Below are 22,550 nucleotides of genomic sequence, written 5' to 3'. Positions count from 1 at the left end.
TTATTTACATGGTGTGATCAAAAAAGATGGCATTCATTAATAATTTGTTAGTTCCATACCAAAAGGCTCTAAAATTCGTATTGTCTGTAAATAGAATGATGTCACCTTTACCCAAATCGTTATGGCGGAACGGTACTGTTGTTGCCAAAGAATCCAGATTCTTTTTACTAATGTATCCACTTAATAATGGGTTTTTGGTATACTGTATCGGGTTATTATAACTTTGGGTGTCTGGTTTTACAAAAAACGTTGTATTTCTAAATAGAGCCACTTTATCTCGGGCATATCCAAAGTTGATGGGATGAGAACGATCTATAGTAGCTTCAAAAATAGCTCCTCCTATATACTGTGCACCAGAAAAATCTTGTTTTTGCTCGAAAGAAATATTTTTCGCATCATTTTTTGGCCTTGCGAAATCGATATTCATGAATCCATTATTCTTAAAAAACTGTGCGGCGTTTCGGTAGCCGATCAATGTACCTCCGTTTCGGATCCAGGTTTTTAATTTCTCTACTTTTTCGCTATTAATATGTTGCCTGTTACTATTGGGTAGAATGATATGTGTGTACTTTGATAAGTCGATGCTTGCAAAGCGATCAGTGGTTATTTTTGTAATAGGAATGTCATATCGTTGATCCATCAGATGCCATATTTCTCCTGCATCATAAGGGGTGATTCCTTGTCCTGTGAATAGCGCTATTTTGGGTAAAGTTAAAGTTCTGAATTGATTACTCCCCAAGTCTATTCCTAGCGTTAATCCGGTTTGTACACCGGTAATATTAATATGATTTTCTGAAGCTACTTGTTGCAGTAGATTATGAATCTGATCTGCACTCAAAATTTGATTCTGAATAGGAATTAGTATTGTACCATAATCATATTTTTTACCTTCCAGTTCAAAAGATTGTAAGCCTACTTTTGCTCGTAACCCTTTGGATAAGATTTGATATAAAGCTTTAGGGCTATAATACTCATGCCATTGCATGAGGTAAGCATAAGAACTCTTATTTACCGATCCCGGATTCTTGGGTTTAATTTCTGTTACTTTACTACCTACGTTAGACAGAGGAGCGTTTTCTGTATACTCCAGATTAAACGCCATCGGTAATGTCCACGCAGAAATATCATAGAAAAGGCTGTCCTGGAAAGTGGTTCTTTTTTCAAAAATAGCCTTTAATAGTCGCTTCTGACGTTGATTTTTGGGAACTATGTAGCTGTATCCTTTCTTGAATGCTTTTCCGTTGATAGTTACGTCCTGTTTTAATTCATGAAGTTCGATCTTATGTCTATGTAACATTTCTGCAAGATGGTAAGTGGATCCAGCATCCTTAGTATTTCCAAAAAGATAGGCTCCTTTCACGGTTTCTTTCCTTGCATTTGCATAAAAATCACGTTTATAAGTAAGTAACTCTTTACGCATTTCTTTTGTAGCGTCCAGGGTAGAAAGTATTGTGGTAAATTGATTTCTTATGGTGTAAGGGAACGTAAGTAAACCATTAGCCGATTGCTGTGCATGACCCCTAGAGCTCCCTTGTTCGAATAAAATCCCGATTCCACCATTAATATCAGGAAACGTAGATCCTTTACCATAGTAGAAATCGTCAAAGTTTTCTTCTGTATAATATAAAGAGCCAATTTTATCTAATGCTTTGGCATGAAAATTAGCAATCTTTTTGGTGAGTTGCTGATTGAGTTTAGGAGTCAACGGGTGTGTTCTCGATTGGATTCCTGGTTGAAAAAAGAAAGTGCTGTTTGTGCCCATTTCATGGTGATCAGTAAGTACATTAGGGTACCACTGATGAAAAGTTTTTATTCTGGCACGAGATTCTGGTAATTGGGCAGGTAGCCAATCACGATTCATATCAAACCAATAATGATTGGTACGACCTCCAGGCCAGACTTCACTATATTCACGATCCTGCGGATCTGTACTTATGTTTTTACTTTTATTTGTATTGGCCCAATACGCAAAACGCTGCAATCCATCTGGGTTTAGGCAAGGGTCGAACAGAATTACCGTATTGTCTAATAGATTTTCAATTTCGGGGCCCTGGGCTGCAGCAAGATAGTATGCAGCTACCAAGGCAGCATTAGCACCACTCGGTTCGTTACCATGGATAGAAAACCCCTGGTAAACAACTGCAGGTAGAGATTCCAGGTCAACTGTATTTGCATCGTTTTCGACCAATTGAAGGTGTTGTTGTCGTATTTGATCAATGTTTTGATGATTTTTTTCTGAAGTAATCGTTAGCAAGAATAAAGGTCTGTCTTCAAAAGTTTTTCCCCGGTTTTCGATTGTTATTCTCGAAGATGCTTGGGCAAGCATGGTCATATAGTTCACAAGTTTATCGTGAGAAACATGCCATTTTCCAGGAACAAAACCTAATACGCTTTGTGGAGTAGGGATTGAAGAATTGTAAGTATCATTTTTTGGTAGGTAATAATCTAAAGAAAGATTTTGTTGTGCGGTAGCGGTAATTCCTATAAAAAAAATAAACGCTGCGTAGAGGTACTTCATTTTTGAGCTGAGTTATTTTGTGAAGCGTGAATATAAAAAAAACCGCTTCAGAGAATGAAGCGGTTTGCATAACTTTAACTTAACCTGTACGGCTACGTCTTATATGTCGTCAAAACTTACGTCTGTAAAACTTTCAGTAGAAGCGCTAACTTCTTCGGTGCCTACAGCTGTTTTTTCGTATGATTTTTGATAGTCTTTTTGATGTCTTTCGCTGATTACTTCTTCACCTTTTTCATCAACAATGAAATTAGTCATCTCATTTAGGATTTCAGTAAATCCAGCGAAATCTTCTTTGTAAAGATAGATCTTGTGTTTCTTGTAGTGAAAAGATCCGTCGTCGTTAGTGAACTTTTTACTTTCTGTTATAGTTAGATAGTAATCCCCTGCTTTGGTAGCCCTAACATCAAAGAAATATGTTCTTCTTCCTGCTCTTAAAACTTTTGAGAAAATTTCTTCTTTCTCCATCATTTCATTGTCATTCATAATCCGTATTTCTTAATTAATTAATATACTATGATGGTTTCAAAAATCTAAAAAAATTGTTAATCGCACAAAAAAAAGCTTAAATTTCTTTTTCATCGAGCTGTTTTAAGTACAATTCTTTATAGTATCCATCTTCTGTGATTAGCTGATTATGAGTGCCTTGCTGGGTAATCTGTCCGTCGTCTATGACTATGATTTTATCAGCGTTTTTAGTAGTAGATACACGATGACTCACTATAAATGTGGTTTTGTCCTTAGAAATCTTCCCTAGATTAGACATGATTTCCTCTTCAGTCTCTGTATCTACTGCCGACAGACAATCGTCAAATAAAAGTATTGATGGGTCTTTAATAATGGCTCTTGCAATCGATACTCTTTGTTTTTGTCCTCCGGATAATGTAATTCCACGCTCACCCAAAATAGTATCATACCCATTGGTAAAACCAACAATGTTTTTGTGTACTACGGCGTTCTTTGCTGCTTGATATACTTCTTCATCGGTGGCGTCTTCTTTTCCGAATTTAATATTGTTTTTGATAGAATCACTAAATAAAAAAGCATCTTGTGGTACATAACCTATATGATTTCTGAGATCAAATAGGTTGGTGTCTGTTATAGATCTACCATCTATTTCGATTACTCCAGAAGAGACATCGTAAAGTCTTCCCAGTAGATCCAAAATAGTGGATTTTCCAGAACCTGTTTTACCGATAATACCAATAGTTTCGCCTTTGTTGATTTCAAAACTAATGCTTTTTAACGCAGTAATATTCGTGTCATCATAAATAAAACTAACATCTTTGAATTTAATATTCCCCTGGATAGGAGTTTTTTGGGTTACTGTATTTACAATCTCAGGTTCTTGGCTCAAAAATTCATTGATTCTTACCTGAGAGGCCTCTGCTTGTTGTACTATAGAACTTACCCATCCAACCGTAGCTACCGGCCAGGTAAGCATATTTACATAAAGTATAAATTGTACAATGACTCCTATTTCTTGTATCGTTCCGTCAAGATATTGTTTCCCTCCAATATAAATCACCAAAATATTACTGAATCCTATAAGTAAGACCATCAAAGGGAAGAATAGTGCCTGTACTTTGGCAAGATCCAAGTTTTTGGATTTACTTGTACTCGATAATTCAGTGAAATTTTGATTGGTTTGCGGTTCAATACCATACGCTTTTATAACCGTAATACCACTAAATGACTCTTGAGTAAAGGTGGTCAATTTTGATAAGAACTCTTGTACAACGGTACTACGATTATGTATAGCTACGCTTAATTTGTAGATAGAGACTGATAGTATGGGTAGAGGAGCAACGGTATATAATGTGAGTTCTGGTGCAATACTTATCATATATCCAATAACCACGACAAATAGAGTTATGGTGTTTACACTATACATGATAGCAGGTCCAACATACATTCTTACCTTTGAAACATCCTCGCTTATTCGATTCATCAGATCACCCGTCCTGTTTTTTTTATAGAAATTAAGGGATAATCTTTCATAATGCTGAAAAACTTCATTTTTCAAATCAAATTCTATAAATCTGGAAACGACAATAAAGGTTTGGCGCATTAAAAAGGTGAATAGTGCAGAAATTAGAACTGCTCCCAAAATGAGAAGTATATTAATAATGAGTCCGTTTTTTACTTGTGAAATATCCGTGACGTCGTTATTAATGTATTTCTCTACAATATCTACAGAATCTCCCACAATTGTAGGAACTAAAGTCGAGAAAATTCTAGCAATTACGGTAATTACTAAACCAATTAAAAGTCGGTATTTATACTTTAAAAAGTATTTGTTCAAATGGCGTAATGCGCGCATGTAAGATCTTTTTGCAAGGGGTTAATTATTAAAGAATTCGTAAAATTTAACAGCTAAAAATTTTAATTTCATAAAAATGCATTATTTTAGCACTCTGATTTTGAATATTATATAATTTATAACCATTTAAATTTTTAATAAATGATAACCGAAGTGCTGACAGCAAATCAATTAAAAAAAGAAGCGCCCGTATTTGGACAACTATCTTTTGACAATCACGAACAAGTTGTTTTTTGTCAAGACAAAGATACAGGATTGAAGGCAATAATTGGTGTGCATAACACAATTTTAGGACCGGCATTAGGAGGAACTCGTATGTATGACTATGCATCAGAGTGGGACGCTCTTAATGATGTATTAAGGTTATCTAGAGGGATGACCTATAAAGCAGCAATTACTGGGTTGAATCTTGGTGGTGGAAAAGCTGTTATTATAGGAGATCCAAAGAAAATCAAGACCCCAGAATTAATGACTCGTTTTGGTAAGTTTGTGCATACCTTGGGAGGGAAATATTACACTGCCGAAGATGTAGGTATGGAAACTTCTGATATGGATACGGTAAGAGAAGTTACTCCTTATGTAACTGGTATTTCTGAAGCCAAAGGTGGGGCAGGTAACCCTTCTCCCGTAACAGCTTATGGAGTATATATGGGTATGAAAGCAGCAACCAAATTTGCTTATGGTAATGATGCATTGGCAGGGAAACGAATTTTGGTACAAGGAATTGGTCATGTTGGTGAAGAATTAGTGAGACTGGCTGCAGAAGAAGATGCTAAAGTAATTATCGCAGATATTAATGAAGAAAGATTACAGGAGGTAAGTAAGAAGTATGGTGCAGAGATTTATAGAGGAGAAGACTTATATGCAGAAACTGCAGATATTTACGCTCCGTGTGCACTTGGTGCTACTGTAAATGATGATACCATTAATAAGTTAAAGGTAAAAGTAATTGCAGGTGCTGCAAATAATCAGTTGGCCAATGAGAATATTCATGGTCCTTTACTTCAAAAGAAAGGAATAGTGTATGCTCCAGATTTCTTGATCAATGCAGGAGGTATCATTAATGTATATGCAGAGATCGAAGGTTATGGTAGAGAAGAGATCAAATCCAAGACTGAGAATATTTACAATACTACTCTGGATATTTTGAATAAATCAAAAGCGATGAATATCACTGCAAATGCGTCGGCTATGAGCATTGCTGAAGATCGTATTGCAGTAAGAAAAAAAGAGCAATTGTAGAATTTTTAAAATTTAAAATTTAGCTACAGAAAAAAGAAATTTAAAGTAGTTAGATTAAAAATAATAGTATTTTTGCAGGGCGAAAGTTAAGTATACTTTCGCCCGTTTTTTTTTGTATAAAGTTCTTTGTAATTATTCTATGTTAACCAGAAGACATATTAGAGTAAAAGTCATGCAGTCGCTCTATACGGTAGGGCAGACCCAAAGTGATAACCTTGATAAAGAAGAAAAATTCCTGCTATTTAGTATTGATCAGATGTACGATTTGTTTCTTATAAATCTGCAACTCCTTGTAGAAATTAAGAAGCACGCTGCCGAATTTTTGACCAAAAGCCAAAAAAAGTACCTCGCTACTTCTGAAGAAAAAAATCCCAACACCAAGTTTATCGATAATGAGGTGCTTACATGGTTAGAAAACAATGTAGAGCTTAAGGAAAAAATTGAAAGAAAGAAAATGAACTGTTGGGAACTCGATAGTGAATACGTAACGCTTTTATGGGAGGCTATAAAAGAGAGTGAAATATATGCTGATTATATGAGTACCAAACTAAGTTCTTTTAAGGAAGACAAAGAGTTTGTTCTGGATATCTTTAAAGAAGTAATTGCTCCCAACGAGAAACTATATGATTATTTTGAAGATAAAAGATTAACCTGGGTAGATGATTTACCCTTGGTAAACACTGCAATCGTAAAGATGTTACGTAAGGCCAAGGCATCTCATGATGAACAAAAATCTTTACCAGAGTTATATAAAGATGAGGATGACAAAAAGTTTGCTATCGATATTTTTAGAAAAACAGTTCTTAACGGCGATACATTTAACAAAGAGATCGATGGTAAGACACCAAACTGGGATCAGGATCGAATAGCAGAATTGGATAAAGCTATTATAAAAATGGCGATTTGCGAGTTTGTAAAGTTCCCGTCAATCCCTGTAAAAGTAACAATTAACGAATATTTAGAGATTGCAAAAGAATATAGTACTCCTAAAAGTAGTATTTTTATCAATGGTATTCTGGATAAATTATCAAAAGAGTATCAGAAGAACGGTAAACTAAATAAAGTTGGTAGGGGACTTATGTAGTTCAAAAAAAAATGTATTTTTAACCCTCAAATTAATTAAAAACCCAAGTAATGAAAAAAGGAATCTTAATTTTAGCCGGAATCTTTGCTATGACGATGGTGTCTTGTAAAGAGGATGCAACAAAAAAAGTTAAAGAAGAAAATGTTGAAATAGCGGCAGAAAGAGATGCGAAGAATACTGATTTTCCTGTAATGACATTTGCTGAAACTGAATTTGATTTCGGTACGATCAACGAAGGAGATGTAGTAGAGCACACTTTTAAATTTACAAATACAGGAAAAGCTCCTTTAGTAATTGTAAGTGCAAAAGGAAGCTGTGGATGTACTGTACCAGAGTGGCCAAAAGAGCCAATTGCACCTGGAGCGGAAGGTGAAATGTTGGTGAAGTTTAACTCAAACGGAAAACCAAATCAGCAAACTAAGCAGGTAACTATTACTGCTAATACAGAAGCTGGAAAAGAAATTCTTAAGATTAAGGCATTGGTAAATCCAAAGGCTAAGCCAGCTGGAGGAGCACCAGCAGGAAACTAATATGGAACAAATACAATCATTTCTTCCTTTTATACTGATTTTTGTGGTGATGTATTTTTTTATGATACGTCCACAAATGCAAAAGGCAAAAAAGGAAAAGAAATTTGCTGAAGACTTAAAAAAAGGAGATCGTGTAGTAACAAAAAGCGGTCTTCATGGTAAAGTTTTCGACTTTAGTGAAAAAAACAATGCTGTTATTATTGAAACAGGAGCTGGTAAATTAACGTTTGATAAATCGGCAATCTCTTTGGAGATGAGTCAGAAATTAAACATGCCGGCTACAGAAAAGAAGTAATAACTAGCCTACTTGTTAAAAGCGCGATAAAATTATAACTAATTCTATCGCGCTTTTTTATGTTTTATTATCTAGAGAAGTAATATGTTACTTCACTTTTTTGCTAGCCGTTAATTCAGCTATTCTTACAATTACTTCAACTGCTTTAATCATACTCTCTACAGGAACATACTCATATCGTCCATGAAAATTATGTCCTCCAGCAAAGATATTAGGACAAGGTAGGCCTTTAAAACTAAGCTGTGACCCATCTGTTCCTCCTCTAATGGGTTTGATAAGAGGGGTGATGTTTAGAGATTTCATAGCTTCCTCTGCAATATCTACAATATGCATTACAGGTTCAACTTTTTCTCGCATGTTATAATATTGATCATTGATGTCAATAGTAATAGGCTCGTTATTATATTTTGAGTTGATCGTTTGGGCCATTTGAAGCATAAAAGCCTTTCTTTCTTCAAACTTTTCTTTATCATGATCTCTAATGATATAGTACAGTTTGGTTTCTTCAACATCACCTTTTATGGTGTGTAAATGATAGAAACCTTCCCGACCACTAGTATGTTCGGGGGTTTCTTTTTTGGGTAATGCGTCGATATAATCCTGAGCAATATACATGCTGTTGATCATTTTTCCTTTGGCATAACCAGGATGAACTATCTTTCCTTTTACCGTAACTACAGCACCAGCAGCATTAAAGTTTTCATATTCTAATTCTCCTATTTGACTACCGTCCATAGTATATGCCCAATCGGCTCCAAACTTTGGTACATCAAATTTATGTGCGCCTCTTCCTATTTCTTCATCTGGCGTGAATCCGATTCGTATTTTTCCATGTTTGATTTCAGGATGTTGAATCAAGTATTCCATTGCAGTAACAATTTCCGTAATCCCAGCCTTGTCATCTGCTCCAAGAAGTGTAGTACCGTCTGTTGTAATTAAGGTTTGTCCCTTGTACTGTTGTAAATCTTCAAAATAATCAGGAGATAAAACGATATTCTCTGCTTCGCTTAGGATAATGTCTTTTCCATCGTAGTTTTCTACAATTTGCGGTTTTACGTTAGCTCCTGTAAAATCAGGACTAGTATCAAAGTGAGAGATGAAACCAATGGTAGGTACTTCTTGATCGATATTCGAAGGAAGTGTGGCCATGATATATGCATTCTCGTCTATGGTGACATCGCTAAGGCCTATTGCTTTCAATTCTTCTACTAGCTTGTTGGCCAGATCCCATTGTTTTTTTGTGCTGGGAGTAGTTTGGCTAGCTGGGTCACTTTCGGTGTCAATAGTAACGTAACTTATAAAGCGATCTGTGATGTGTTTTTTAGAAATCATAAAACTTAAAATGTTGTATACTGAAGAATTCAAAAATACACTTTTATTAGAACCTTGTATAACTTATTTTTGCCAAGCAAATCCAGATACCAATGTATAAATTATTAATACGTCCTATACTTTTTAATTTTGACCCAGAAAAAGTACATCATTTTACATTTAGAATGATCAAATTTTTGTCTGCGCTTCCTCTTTTTTCTTCTGTAACTAGAAGTATGTATCATGTGAATGATTCCAAATTGGAAAGAGAAGTTTTTGGATTGAAGTTTAAAAATCCAGTAGGTCTGGCAGCAGGATTTGACAAGGATGCGAAACTGTTTAATGAGCTTCATGATTTTGGTTTTGGGTTTGTAGAAATTGGTACGTTAACACCAAAACCTCAAGGAGGAAATCCTAAAAAAAGATTGTTTCGTCTTAAAAAGGATAGCGCAATTATCAACCGAATGGGTTTCAATAATGGCGGCGTAGAAGATGCTGTAAAACGTTTAAAGAAAAACAAAGGAGTCCTGATAGGAGGGAACATCGGAAAGAATAAGGTAACGCCAAACGAAAATGCAACCGACGACTATATCATTTGTTTTGATGCTCTATTTGATCATGTAGATTATTTTGTGGTAAATGTAAGTTCACCCAATACACCTAATCTTAGAGCTTTGCAAGATAAGGAACCGCTAACACAACTTTTGAATACCTTACAGGAGAAAAACTTAAAAAAGCCTTCTCCAAAACCAATCTTGTTGAAAATAGCTCCAGATCTTACCAATGATCAATTGTTTGATATTATTGATATCGTGAAGACGACAAAAATAGCAGGTGTTATTGCAACAAATACTACAATCTCCAGAAAAGGATTACAATCCAATCTTACATTGGCAAACGAAAAAGGGGGACTTAGTGGTAAACCCCTTACCAATAGATCTACAGAAGTTATCCGATTCTTGTCTGAAGAAAGCAATAAAGCATTTCCTATAATCGGTGTGGGGGGTATACATACTGTAGATGATGCTCTTGAAAAATTAGAGGCTGGAGCAAGCCTGGTGCAACTATATACTGGATTTATCTATGAAGGTCCCAAACTGATCAAACGCATCAATAAAGCGTTATTGAAAAACGGATAGTATGGATGTTAATTATGAAATCCTATACACTTTTGTTTTAGCAACGGCTGCTTTATCCATTTCGCCAGGTCCAGATAATATCTTTGTCTTGATGCAAAGTATGGCAAATGGGAAAAAATATGGCCTCTCTGTAGTGGCTGGACTGATGACTGGCTGTATCATACATACTTCTCTATTAGCGTTTGGGGTATCGGTGATCATAAAACAAAGCGAAACACTTTTTTTTATTATCAAATTGTTTGGGGCGTTTTATCTGTTCTTTTTGGCGTATAAAGTGTTCAGGAGTGAATCTTCCATTCAGTTATCAGAAGTTGGTGTGCCCAAAAAGAATCCATTGCAATTATTTAAGCAAGGGTTTATAATGAACCTTTTAAACCCAAAAGTTTCCATCTTTTTTTTAGCTTTCTTTCCCGGGTTTTTATTTAGTCAAGAATTAAGTACTGTGGTGCAGTTTTATGTGTTGGGACTGTTGTTTATTCTGGTGTCATTTGTGGTGTTTGGATTAATCGCCATACTGGCGGGAGCTATTTCAGAGTATCTTAAGAAAAATGCAAGGGTAGGAGTTGTTCTTAAATGGTTACAAATTATCGTTTTTATAGGGATAGGGGTTTTTGTTCTTTTTTCTGAAAAATGATAATAGACCAATTAATGTAAGCCCTCTATAAGTAGAAGGCTTACACTTTTTTAATCTAGGTTTGGAAAATAAAATTAATAGGTGCACTGATTTGCAGCGTTATTACATTCGGTTTGTATATTGTTTAACCTACGTCTAAATTCTGCAGAGTTTCCAATTCCGTTAGCTACAGCTCTTATTCCTCTGTCATAAAAGACATTTGTCCAGCCTTTTCCTCCGTTTACATCCGGTTCTCTAAGTAATAATCCTCGGTAAGCGATATAAATAAACTTATGAACTTCTACACTGTTTAGGTTATTTCTTGAAAGATAACTGTGGTACTGCGAGTTCCATTTCACGCTTGCTTCGTTAGACGTGATAAACCCTTTGGCTAGATCATCAAACCCTTGAGTTAAAAGAACCTGAATCCAACCATTAACGACTTGTGCATTTTCTGGACATCTTCTTAGGTAAGATAAGTATGCCAATCTCACAACACAATGCGCATCAAATGCTGGTGGTTGCGGAATGTTGGGAGGTCTAAAGTCTGGACGATCCAGGAGAGGATAAATTTTACCAGTGTCGTCTAAGTTTTCTGTGGTTTCTACTGCTTCTACAGGTGGTTCAAAAGTGTCTTCCTCTTTCTCACAAGAAACAGTAAAGAACAAGGCAAAAAGGATCGAAAGTACAAAAAGGTAACGTAGTTTTAGATTTTGAGTTTTCATAAAAGTTTTATTTTAAGATTTGTATAAAATTGATTGTTTTAAATTGTGAAATCACCAATAAGAAGGCCTAAGAAACACTGCTTTGAACCTGAGGTAAAGCAGTGCTCCATCCTTGGTTAGGCAACGACGTCAATGACATCAAAACAGATATATTCGCTACCTACCCAGTCACAGACCATATTATCCTCGGCTCCTCCTTTAATTGTTTTAGTTTGTTCTCTTTGTAATACTTGTATTCCTTCGATGTTTAAAATTTGATTGTGGTTCATGTGGTATAAATTAATTATGTTCTTACTCTGTTTTTAGGATTTTCAGATTCCTCCTTGATTTAAAATGATTTGAAATTTATGATTGAAGTATATTCAAATTTAAAAGTGTATATGTCTTAAAAACAAGGGTTTAAAGTCTGGTTTCCAGAATAGGGAGTAGGATTTCCGGAAATCAGACCTTATGGTTTTTCTTAGAAATTTATAGATAAAACCTATAGAAATACAGGTGGTCTTTGGAGATGATACCATTTTAAAATGGTATATTTACTACACATCAATCAATCACATTTACTACCAAATGTTTTTTGTTTTCGTTGCAGATTCGCCTAATTGAATGTAGTATATGGTTATGTAAACATTTGGTGGTGTTATACATTCTTAAAACCTAATGAATAAAATAGCACGAATAGCACGGCTTTTAGTTCTTTTGTGGTGCTCGAATCTTACATTTTCTCAATCTCTTGATGAACACTTTGTGGTACCTGATTCCCTTAAGCCATTTTCTTATGAAGAGGTTTTGAAAAAGTTCTGGGGTAGTTATGAAGATACCGCAAAAGCTATTCCTTACTTAAAAACGTGTTTGGCAAAGGCTGTTCAGGCAAATGATAGCCTTAAAATGGCGGAGATTTATGCTCGGGTTTACTTTTATGAAGAAAATGATTCCTTAAAACTTGAGTTTTTAAATAAGTCCATATCCTTATCCAAAAATCTGGTACATACACTTTATCCTGCATTTCCATATTCTTCAAAAGGTAATTTTTATTTAGAAAAATGGGATTACGAAAATGCATTGGATAATTATTTGAAAGCTTTGGACTATGCTAAAAAAAGTAAGAATGAAAGCTTTCAATATATGGTAGAATATAATATAGGACTCATAAAAAGTGAATTGGGGAAGCATCAGGAGGCTTTGCAAATCTTTAGAAAAAGCAGAGAGTATGAAGAAAAAAGAGGAATAAGAGATACTATCGATTATTTAGATATCATGGTGCATCTTACAGAATCATATACTAAAAACAATAAAATAGATTCGTCTGATTATTATATCGCTCGAACTTTTTCTTCTCTAAATTATTATGACGAGAATTTGTATTATCAATTACTTCTTAATCAAGGAGTTAATTTTTATTGTAAAAAAGAATATTTAAATGCTGAGAAAACCTTAATAGTAACCTTACCTTATCTCAAAAAGATAGAGGATAAAGCATTTCTGGTCAAAGCCTACTATTATTTGGGTAAAATAAAAGAATCGTTAGTAGATCATGAAGAATCCATCTTCTTTTACAAGCGTATAGATTCTGTCTTTAATTATACTCAATTTATAGTTCCCGAAGTAAGAGAGGGATATTTGTTTCTGATTAATAATTACAAGGCTGAACAGGATTTCGAAAATCAGTTGTTTTATGTAGATCGACTTTTAAAATTTGATAGCATTATGCGTAAGAACAATACGCAGGTCAATGAAAAGCTAGTGAAACAATACGATACTGCTAAACTCTTGGCTGAAAAAGAAAAATTGATTGAAGTGGTTTACACTAAGAATTCGAATTTCAAGCTTTATATATGGATCTTGGTGGGTATTGTTTTTGGGGTGACTATTTTGTTTTACTATCAATTTCAAAAAAGAAAATTATACGCCCAACGATTTAATGCTTTGATGAAAGAACAAAATCGAAGAAGGGAAAAAATGGCGAAAGAGTCTGTAATAAATGCCAAAACAGAAGAGATCAAAAAATTGAAAATAGCAGAAGAGATTAAAACAGATATTTTGGCTAAAATTGAGAAGTTTGAAGCAAACAAAGAGTTTCTAGAGCCCAACATTACCACTAATAGTTTGGCAACACAATTTAAAACCAACAGTAAGTACGTTTCTAGAATTGTAAACATTTATAAAGAGAAAAACTTTACGAATTATATTAATGACTTGAGGGTTGAATATTTGATAGAGGAGTTAAAAACGAATAAAAAGTTTAGGAACTATACTATTAAAGCGATTTCTAGTGAGATCGGGTTTAATACTACAGAAGCATTTTCAAAATATTTCCATAAAAAAACTGGGTTGTACCCTTCTTACTTTATTAAACGAATAACAGAGTATGAGGATGAACTGGAGGTGCCGGCTTAACTATGGATGATTTACTTTTTTTTAAGAGTCGGATTTCCGGAAACCAGACAGTTAACGATTGACTAAGCCTTTGAATACAAGGGAAAAACTATACATTTAGGTAATCAATCCTTAAAACTCAGTCACAATGAAAAGAAATGAAAAAAAAAGTAGTATTAATTTAAAAAAGATGAAAATTGCACAAATTACGAACCTTTCTTACGTACAGGGAGGTCGTGGACCTAATAGTACATCTAATCATATAGCATGTACTTTTTTTTGCATAGATCATCAAGATGAACCACAGGTATAAGAAGATAAAAATCATGTTACTGTGATGTACCGATTAGGATAATTATAAAAGCACTTGATTCAAATTGAGTGCTTTTTTATGAAGTCAAGCAGTTGGAAATAGTGGATGCATAAAATTTTCCTAAGAATATTAGTGATTCTTTTAATTCTGAAAAATAATCATACTTTTATAGGCGTAACTGAATATTTTCTATTTTGATCTGCTAAAATGGCCGAAAAAGTAAAAATTATTGAATGTCCTAGAGATGCAATGCAGGGCATTAAAGAATTTATCCCAACCGAAAAAAAAGTACAATACATTCAATCTTTATTGAGATGTGGTTTTGATACTATAGATTTCGGAAGTTTTGTTTCGCCAAAGGCTATTCCACAAATGGTAGATACTGCAGAAGTACTATCCCGATTAGACTTGTCTCATACAGAAAGTAAGTTGTTAGCCATTATTGCCAATGTGCGTGGGGCAAATGATGCTGTACAACATGAGGCCATTGATTATTTGGGATATCCATTCTCGATTTCAGAAAATTTTCAGATGCGTAATACACATAAGACCATTGCAGAGTCTGTAGAAACACTTAAGGCCATTTTGGATATTGCAGGTAATGCCAACAAAGAAGTGGTTGCTTATCTCTCTATGGGGTTTGGTAATCCTTATGGGGATCCCTGGAATGTAGATATTGTCGGGGAATGGACAGAGAAATTAAACAAGATGGGGGTAAAAATACTTTCATTATCGGATACTGTGGGCACATCCACTCCAGAAATTATCGATTATCTCTATTCAAACTTGATCCCTAAGTATCCCGATATCGAATTTGGTGCGCACTTACATACTACACCAACGACTTGGCACGAAAAAGTAGATGCGGCTTACAAAGCAGGTTGTAGAAGATTTGATGGTGCGATACAAGGTTTTGGGGGATGTCCTATGGCTAAGGATGAATTAACAGGAAATATGCCTACAGAACGTATGATTTCTTATTTTACCACAGTTCAAGCGGATACAAATATTAGAACACTAAGTTTTGAGTCCTCGCATAATGAGGCGTCCAAAATATTTTCGGTATATCACTAAACAACAAACTAAAATGAAAGGAATTTTAAAAAAAGTAGGAATAGCACTCTTGGTCGTATTGGTAGTTCTTCAATTCGTAAGACCAGATAAGAATGAATCTGGATATGAGTCTGTCGCCTATTTTGAAAAGGAAACCAAACCTTCTCCTGAGATACAACAAATACTGAAAACCAAATGTTACGATTGCCATAGCAATCAAACCATATATCCTTGGTATGCCGAAGTAGCTCCTGTATCGTATTGGATTGATCATCATGTAGAAGAAGGTAAAGAACATTTTAACGTATCCGATTGGGAAGGATATAGCGTTAAAAAGAAGGATCATAAGTTAGAAGAGCTTGTAGAAGAAGTAGAGGAAGGAGAGATGCCACTTTCATCATACACTTGGTTGCATAGTAATCTTGAAGAAGAAGAAAAAGAACAATTGATCAATTGGGTAAAACAGGTGAGGAGTCAATATTCTGTGGCAGAATAAGTTACTGCAGGTATTCTATTTGATATCGTTTTCGGTAGGTCAAGCCTATATTATCTTTAGGTTAATTTTATTTAGATTTATTACAAATAAAGTTTGTGAGATGCATTTATATCTATATATTTGCCCACATAAATATTACTATTTGAATTAAGTCTAAATAAAAAGTCAATGAAAATCAATCACTTATTAAAAGTTATATGTTTATCCGGAGTTGCTATATTAGGATCATGCTCTTCTGATGACGATACTCCAGATACAGGTTTAACTGCCCCAGCGACGTATGTTTTTGAACGTAACGGAGAAACTACGGTTAGTTTTAGCGGACAAACTACTCGTATTAAAATGGGAGAAGAAATCCTAAATGCATTTAAAACTGAAACATTAGACGAAGCTACAATAGATGCTATGTTTGCACATGTTGAAGGAGCAAACGATTTTTCTGAGGCAGATCTTAATGCTTCTGATAAAAGTGTACGTAGTAAAACTGCTGCTTCACAAGATTATTTTTCTGACAATGTAACTGATGCAAACGCGATCAAAGCTGAATTTGATGCTTTTATCAAAGGGCAGGTAGATGAAGTATTCCCAAATTGGGGTACTACTGCAGTGGCTGGAACACCTGGAGTAATCCAAGAAGCTGGAGGTGGATCTGATCGATATGTAAACGCCAAAGGATTAGAATTAAACCAAGCATTTAACAAAGGTTTGATTGGGGCACTAATGGTAGATCAAGCATTGAATAACTACTTAGGTGTTACTATTCTTGACCAAACAAATAATAGTAGAGCCGATAATGACAATGAAGTATTAGTGGACGGTAAAAACTATACTAATATGGAGCACAAGTGGGATGAAGCATATGGTTATGCTTACGGAACTTCGGCAAATACTGCCAATCCAAATCCTACTATTGGAGATGATGACAGTTTCTTAAACAAATATATTGGACGAGTAGAAGGGGATCCTGATTTTGCGGGTATTGCCGAAGAGATATTTAATGCTTTCAAATTAGGTAGAGCAGCAATCGTTGCAAAGAGATATGATATTCGTGATGCGCAATCTGCTATCTTAAGAAGAAAAATTTCTGAAGTTGTAGGGATTAGAGCAGTATATTACCTACAGCAAGGTAAGAATGGCCTTGAAGCTGGTACAGTAGATTTTGCAAGTGTATTCCACGATCTTTCTGAAGGGTACGGATTTATTTACAGTCTACAATTTACAAGAAATCCAGATACGAATGCTCCTTACTTTAGCAGAACAGAAGTACAAGGATTTATTAGTCAATTGATGGGTGGTACCAACGGTTTATGGGATGTTACTCCTGCAACGTTACAATCAATTTCTGAAGCTATCGCTGCAAGATTTGACTTTACCGTTGCGCAAGCAGGTAGCACGAATTAATTAAACAAAATATAAAATCGTAAAAAAGAGGTGGGAAAACAGTATGTTTTCAACCTCTTTTTTTACATTTGCAAAACTTATTAAGAATAAATAAAAATAATATGAAGAAGTTGCTAGGTTCATTTTTCGTTTTGATGCTTTTGGCATCCGCTTGTTCTACAAGTGATGATGGTGGAGAAGCAGGAGGAGATAGTTTTGACAGAGCTGCAATGTTGGTGAATTTTGCAGATAATATCATTATCCCGTCATTACAAAAGTTTTCTACAGATATAACGGCTTTAGATCAAGCAACTACTGCTTTTACTGCCGATGCCAATGAAACAAATTTATTGGCTTTAAGAACAGCATGGTCTAATGCATATTTATCTTGGCAAGCGGTAGGGATGTTCGAGATTGGAAAAGCAGAAGAGTTATCGTATAGAAACTTTATGAACGTTTTTCCGGTTAATGCAGGAAATATTGATGCTAATATCACTTCAGAATCTTATGATCTAGGTGCTGTAGCCGCTCAAGATGAACAAGGTTTTGGAGCTTTAGATTATATGATCAATGGGTTAGCGACTGCAGATGCAGATATCGTTGCTTTTTATACCGATGCAACCAATGGTAGCAAATACATTTCCTATTTAACAGATCTAGTAGACCGAATGAACAATTTGACTACAGAAGTACTGGCAGATTGGAATGGTGATTATAGAGCAACTTTTGTTGGTAATAGTGGATCTTCTGCTACAAGTTCTGTGGATAAAATTGCTAATGACTTTATATTTCATTACGAAAAACACCTAAGAGCTGGAAAAGTAGGAATACCAGCAGGAGTGTTTGGTACTCAAACTTTTGATGACAAAGTAGAAGCTTTTTATAAAGGAGATTTTTCCAAAGCCCTATTTAATGCCAATTTGGACGCAATGCAGGATTTCTTTAACGGGAAACATTTCGGAAGCAATGCTACAGGAGAGAGTTTTAAAACCTATTTGGATTTCTTGAATACCATAAAAGAAGGTGAAGACCTTGCTGAGATCATCAATAATCAATTTAATCTTTCACGAACTACTGCTTCCGGTTTGGATGATAGTTTTACAGAACAAGTTCGGTCCAATAATAATCTAATGCTGAATACCTATGATGAGCTTCAAAAAAATGTAGTTCATTTAAAAGTAGATATGCTACAAGCATTTTCAGTTAGAGTTGATTTTGTTGATGCAGATGGTGACTAGAATTATATCTTGATTATACATGGATTTTAGTCCAAAAGCATATTTTCATAAACATACGGAGGCTGCACCATTGGCAGTCTTTCGTATTTTTTTTGGGATAATGATGCTCATAAGCATTATTCGTTTCTGGAGTTATGGCTGGATTGATAAGTTGTACATCCAACCCGGCTTCTTTTTTTCATACTTTGGTTTTGACTTTGTAAAACCGTTGGGGATTTATACCTATGTGATTTTTGCAATCTGCGGGATTTCTGCCCTAATGGTGGCATTAGGATTTAAGTATCGGTTAGCTATAATTACTTTTTTTTTAAGCTTTACCTACATAGAGTTAATGGATAAGACTACTTATCTTAATCATTACTATTTTATTTCTTTACTTAGTTTTTTGATGATTTTTTTACCAGCGCATGCTTACTTTTCTGTAGATGCCTGGAGAAAGAGAAAATCATTTCAGCAAATTCCCGTATGGACTATTGATGTTGTTAAGTTGTTGTTGGGGATCGTGTATTTTTATGCAGGTTTAGCCAAGTTGAATTCTGATTGGTTGCTGAAAGCGATGCCGTTAAAAATATGGTTACCATCCAAATATAGTATTCCATTGTTGGGAGATTTAATGCAGCAAGAGTGGATACACTATACGTTTAGCTATTTTGGAGCTGTTTATGATCTAACCATTCCATTCTTATTGCTCTACAAAAGAACAAGAATTATAGCATTTGTGTTCGTAGTTGCTTTTCATGTATTAACTAGAGTATTGTTCCCGATAGGGATGTTCCCATATATTATGATCGTCAGTACATTGATATTTTTTGATGCAAATATTCATCATAAAATCTTGGGAGTAATCGCAAAAATGATCAAAATCAACAAAGAGGTTTTTGACACGGGTAAGTCTTGGATAGGTAACCAGGTACGATCAAGAATAAGTGTGGTTTTATTGTCTGTTTTCTTTGCAATTCAATTACTTTTGCCGTTTCGATATTGGCTATATCCTGGCGAATTATTTTGGACAGAGGAGGGGTTTCGATTCTCCTGGAGAGTAATGCTTATGGAAAAAGCAGGCTATGCCAATTTTAAAATTGTAGATGGACAAACCGGAAAGCGATTTTATGTAGATAATGATGATTTTCTCACTGCATTTCAGCAAAAACAGATGGCAACACAGCCAGATTTTATCTTGCAATATGCACATTATCTAAAACAACATTTTGAAAATCAGGGTCATCAAAATGTTGAAATTTATGTAGAAAGCTATGTCGCACTTAATGGACGCTTAAGTAGCCCATACATTGACCCAAATGTAGATTTAGGAAAACAAAAAGAATCATTTAAACATAAAACTTGGATTATTCCATTCAAAGATGAGATTAAGGGATTATAACGTATTTTTTGTCATAGTTTTTATTACTGGATTTAGTTATTCACAACATATATTTTCAGGAAAGGTATTGGATCAAAATAATCAAGGTGTGGTAAACGCCGAGATATATAATCAAACTACAGGTGGTCAGACAACTACCTCTGCAGATGGTAGTTTTGAATTTACAGATTTGGAAGAAGGAACGTATTTGTTCACTGTTTTCAACTATAATTATGAGATTTTAGAAAAGCAGATTACAATCGATAAGAATACCAATTTCGATTTTGTTTTAGCTCCTCTTGGAGAGCAACTTTCAGAAGTATTAATCACCCAACGCAGGGCGAAGATTTTTGGGTTAAAGCAACTCAAACCTGTAGAAGGTACTGCTATTTATGCAGGTAAGAAGAGTGAAGTGGTCTTGCTAGAAAATGCATTAGGTAATTTAGCTTCGAATAATGCGAGAGAAATTTATGCACAAGTAGTGGGATTGAACATCTACGAAAACAGTGTAGGAGGATTACAACTCAATATTGGTGGTAGAGGATTGGATCCCAATCGTACTGCCAATTTCAATACCCGTCAAAACGGATATGATATAAGTGCTGATGTTTTAGGATATCCAGAAAGTTATTACACTCCGCCAGCAGAGGCCTTAAGTGAAATTCAGGTGGTGCGGGGAGCAGCATCATTACAGTATGGAACTCAGTTCGGAGGACTGATCAACTTCAAAATGAAACAACCTAATCCCAACAAAAAAATAGAACTGGTTACCCGCCAATCTTATGGTTCTTTTAATGCATTTAGTAGTTTTAATAGTATAGGAGGCACGGTAGGTAAGTTGAGTTATTATACGTATTTTAATTATAAGAGTGGAGATGGATTCAGACCTAATTCAGATTATGATTCAAAAAATATCTATGCGCATATTGGATACCAATTAACGGATAACACCAAAATAACGGGAGAGTTTACCTATTTGGATTACCTGGCACAACAACCAGGAGGTCTTACAGATACCCAGTTTGAGCTTGATCCGGATTTCAGTAATCGAACAAGGAACTGGTTTGATGTAGATTGGAAATTGTTCTCACTTAAATTAGAACATAAATTCTCTGAAAAAACTGATTTTAGTGTCAATCTTTTTGCCTTGGATGCTTCCAGAAAAGCCTTAGGATTCAGAGGAATACCCACAGACCTTAACACCAATCCAATAACTGCAGTAGACGAAACCGATGTAAATGGTAATTTTATTACACCAAGAGATTTGATTGTTGGTAATTTTAAAAACTGGGGAGCAGAAGCAAGGCTTTTGAGTAGGTATAATTTCTTGGGTAAAGAATCCGTGTTTTTGATTGGTACCAAATATTATCAGGCAGATAATGATGCCAGACAAGGACCAGGGAGTATAGGAACAGATGCGAATTTTGATTTTCAAAATGATCTTTTTCCAGATTATGCCAATCAATCCACTTTTGATTTTCCTAATCAAAATGTTGCGGTCTTTGGAGAAAACATATTTAATATCACAGATAAATTTTCGGTGACTCCAGGGGCTCGATTCGAATACATTAAGACCGAAGCAGACGGAACCTTCAATAATGTAATATTTGATAATGCTGGTAACCCCATCAATAATACGTTAGAGAGAGATGATGAGACTTTTGAGCGTTCTTTCTTGTTATTAGGTCTTGGAGCTAGCTATAAGTTCAATCCAAGTCTAGAAGGATATGCGAATGTTTCTCAAAACTACAGGTCGGTAACATTTAATGATATTCGAATTGTAAATCCAACCTTTGTTATTCGTCCTGATATTAGTGATGAGGAAGGGTTTACGGCAGATATAGGTATCCGTGGTAAGTTTAATAATACGCTTACTTATGATGCAAGTGTTTTTGGATTGTGGTATCAAGATCGGATTGGAGAAGTTTTTAACGATAGAGCTCAACGTGTACGAGGAAACATTGGTGATGCATTTATTTATGGTATTGAAAGTTACATCAACTGGAACATGGCAACTACCTTCTTGGCCGATGATACCAATTATGTGCTGAATGCTTTTACCAATCTAGCCATAACTGATTCTGAATACACCAGATCTGAAGAACCTATCGAGGGCAATAAAGTAGAGTTTATACCACTCATCAACTTGAAAACAGGAATAGGATTTGGATATAAAAATTTTCTGAGCAGTATCCAGTTTACCCATTTGTCAGAACAGTTTACTGAAGTGACCAATGCAGATAGAGGAGTGCCAGGAAGTAGAGAAGAAGGAACTTTAGGTAAGATTCCGGCGTATTCAATTCTGGATGTATCTTTTTCTTATACTTATAAGAATTTTAAGCTAGAGACGGGAGTCAATAATCTTTTGGACGAGAGTTATTTCACTCAAAGAGCAACGGGATATCCAGGTCCAGGGATCATTCCTTCGGCGCCAATTTCGTGGTACGCTACTCTGCAATTCAAGCTATAGTGGTAAAAGATTAACTTTTGTTTACCCTAAGAATTAACTTTTGTTCAATCTGAAATAAAAGTAGATTTCTATATTTTTGAATAAATTAAC

The 22,550-nt window shown here is 35.0% G+C and carries 19 protein-coding genes; 13 read left to right on the top strand and 6 right to left on the bottom strand.

Going from position 1 to position 22,550, the window contains the following annotated elements; genetic code table 11:
• Positions 1–4 precede the first annotated feature (4 nt).
• The 3 genes from BUE24_RS06890 to BUE24_RS06880 all read right to left on the bottom strand — a co-directional run bounded on the left by BUE24_RS06890 (position 5) and on the right by BUE24_RS06880 (position 4,838).
• Positions 5–2,518, bottom strand: coding sequence for a M14 family metallopeptidase (locus BUE24_RS06890; protein ID WP_073315235.1), 2,514 nt, complete (start codon positions 2,516–2,518; stop codon positions 5–7).
• A gap of 99 nt (positions 2,519–2,617) precedes the next feature.
• Positions 2,618–3,001 carry a PUR family DNA/RNA-binding protein gene (locus BUE24_RS06885; RefSeq protein ID WP_073315234.1) on the bottom strand — a complete coding sequence of 128 codons (384 nt, stop codon included), beginning with the start codon at positions 2,999–3,001 and terminating at the stop codon, positions 2,618–2,620.
• Positions 3,002–3,080: 79 nt separating this feature from the next.
• On the bottom strand, positions 3,081–4,838 hold the full coding sequence (locus BUE24_RS06880; protein ID WP_073315233.1) for an ABC transporter ATP-binding protein: 1,758 nt from the start codon (positions 4,836–4,838) through the stop codon (positions 3,081–3,083).
• Between the two features lie 141 nt (positions 4,839–4,979).
• Here BUE24_RS06880 and BUE24_RS06875 point away from each other — a divergent pair, with 141 nt between their 5' ends.
• The 4 genes from BUE24_RS06875 to yajC all read left to right on the top strand — a co-directional run bounded on the left by BUE24_RS06875 (position 4,980) and on the right by yajC (position 7,989).
• Positions 4,980–6,080: a Glu/Leu/Phe/Val family dehydrogenase gene (locus BUE24_RS06875; protein WP_073315232.1), complete on the top strand. Its 1,101-nt coding sequence runs from the start codon at positions 4,980–4,982 to the stop codon at positions 6,078–6,080.
• A gap of 139 nt (positions 6,081–6,219) precedes the next feature.
• Positions 6,220–7,164: a transcription antitermination factor NusB gene (nusB, locus tag BUE24_RS06870; RefSeq protein ID WP_073315231.1), complete on the top strand. Its 945-nt coding sequence runs from the start codon at positions 6,220–6,222 to the stop codon at positions 7,162–7,164.
• A 50-nt stretch (positions 7,165–7,214) separates the two neighbouring features.
• Positions 7,215–7,694, top strand: coding sequence for a DUF1573 domain-containing protein (locus BUE24_RS06865; protein WP_073315230.1), 480 nt, complete (start codon positions 7,215–7,217; stop codon positions 7,692–7,694).
• A gap of 1 nt (position 7,695) precedes the next feature.
• The gene (yajC, locus tag BUE24_RS06860; RefSeq protein ID WP_073315229.1) at positions 7,696–7,989 is read left to right on the top strand and encodes a preprotein translocase subunit YajC; all 294 of its coding nucleotides are present in this window, start codon (positions 7,696–7,698) and stop codon (positions 7,987–7,989) included.
• A gap of 87 nt (positions 7,990–8,076) precedes the next feature.
• Here yajC and pepT read toward each other — a convergent pair whose 3' ends face one another.
• Complete coding sequence (pepT, locus tag BUE24_RS06855; RefSeq protein WP_073315228.1) at positions 8,077–9,321, bottom strand: peptidase T; 1,245 nt, start codon at positions 9,319–9,321, stop codon at positions 8,077–8,079.
• A gap of 92 nt (positions 9,322–9,413) precedes the next feature.
• On the opposite strand from pepT, the gene BUE24_RS06850 reads away from it, so the two are divergent.
• Positions 9,414–10,439, top strand: coding sequence for a quinone-dependent dihydroorotate dehydrogenase (locus BUE24_RS06850; protein ID WP_073315227.1), 1,026 nt, complete (start codon positions 9,414–9,416; stop codon positions 10,437–10,439).
• A 1-nt stretch (position 10,440) separates the two neighbouring features.
• Positions 10,441–11,073: a LysE family translocator gene (locus BUE24_RS06845; protein ID WP_073315226.1), complete on the top strand. Its 633-nt coding sequence runs from the start codon at positions 10,441–10,443 to the stop codon at positions 11,071–11,073.
• 74 nt (positions 11,074–11,147) lie between these two features.
• Here the strand turns inward: BUE24_RS06845 and BUE24_RS06840 are convergent, their stop codons facing one another.
• On the bottom strand, positions 11,148–11,777 hold the full coding sequence (locus BUE24_RS06840) for a hypothetical protein (protein WP_073315225.1): 630 nt from the start codon (positions 11,775–11,777) through the stop codon (positions 11,148–11,150).
• A gap of 116 nt (positions 11,778–11,893) precedes the next feature.
• Positions 11,894–12,046 (bottom strand): hypothetical protein, encoded by a 153-nt coding sequence (locus tag BUE24_RS23900; RefSeq protein WP_170864566.1) that lies wholly within the window; start codon positions 12,044–12,046, stop codon positions 11,894–11,896.
• Positions 12,047–12,434: 388 nt separating this feature from the next.
• Here BUE24_RS23900 and BUE24_RS06835 point away from each other — a divergent pair, with 388 nt between their 5' ends.
• From BUE24_RS06835 to BUE24_RS06805, 7 genes are all read left to right on the top strand, one after another.
• Positions 12,435–14,171: an AraC family transcriptional regulator gene (locus tag BUE24_RS06835; protein ID WP_073315224.1), complete on the top strand. Its 1,737-nt coding sequence runs from the start codon at positions 12,435–12,437 to the stop codon at positions 14,169–14,171.
• 499 nt (positions 14,172–14,670) lie between these two features.
• Entirely contained in the window at positions 14,671–15,537 is an 867-nt protein-coding gene (locus BUE24_RS06830; RefSeq protein WP_073315223.1) for a hydroxymethylglutaryl-CoA lyase, read from the top strand.
• Positions 15,538–15,550: 13 nt separating this feature from the next.
• Positions 15,551–16,012, top strand: coding sequence for a heme-binding domain-containing protein (locus tag BUE24_RS06825; RefSeq protein WP_073315222.1), 462 nt, complete (start codon positions 15,551–15,553; stop codon positions 16,010–16,012).
• A 168-nt stretch (positions 16,013–16,180) separates the two neighbouring features.
• Entirely contained in the window at positions 16,181–17,413 is a 1,233-nt protein-coding gene (locus BUE24_RS06820; protein WP_073315221.1) for a DUF4856 domain-containing protein, read from the top strand.
• A gap of 101 nt (positions 17,414–17,514) precedes the next feature.
• Positions 17,515–18,630: an imelysin family protein gene (locus BUE24_RS06815; RefSeq protein ID WP_073315220.1), complete on the top strand. Its 1,116-nt coding sequence runs from the start codon at positions 17,515–17,517 to the stop codon at positions 18,628–18,630.
• Positions 18,631–18,649: 19 nt separating this feature from the next.
• Positions 18,650–20,011, top strand: a complete 1,362-nt coding sequence (locus BUE24_RS06810; RefSeq protein ID WP_073315218.1) for an HTTM domain-containing protein — start codon at positions 18,650–18,652, stop codon at positions 20,009–20,011.
• The gene (locus tag BUE24_RS06805; protein ID WP_073315216.1) at positions 19,992–22,460 is read left to right on the top strand and encodes a TonB-dependent receptor domain-containing protein; all 2,469 of its coding nucleotides are present in this window, start codon (positions 19,992–19,994) and stop codon (positions 22,458–22,460) included. Before BUE24_RS06810 ends, BUE24_RS06805 begins: the two co-directional genes overlap by 20 nt.
• Positions 22,461–22,550: the final 90 nt, after the last annotated feature.

This window comes from Aquimarina spongiae, assembly GCF_900141785.1.
In the GTDB taxonomy this organism is placed as follows: Bacteria; Bacteroidota; Bacteroidia; order Flavobacteriales; family Flavobacteriaceae; genus Aquimarina; species Aquimarina spongiae.
The sequence above is the reverse complement of the archived record's forward strand: the minus strand, read 5'-3'. Positions and strand labels throughout refer to the sequence as shown.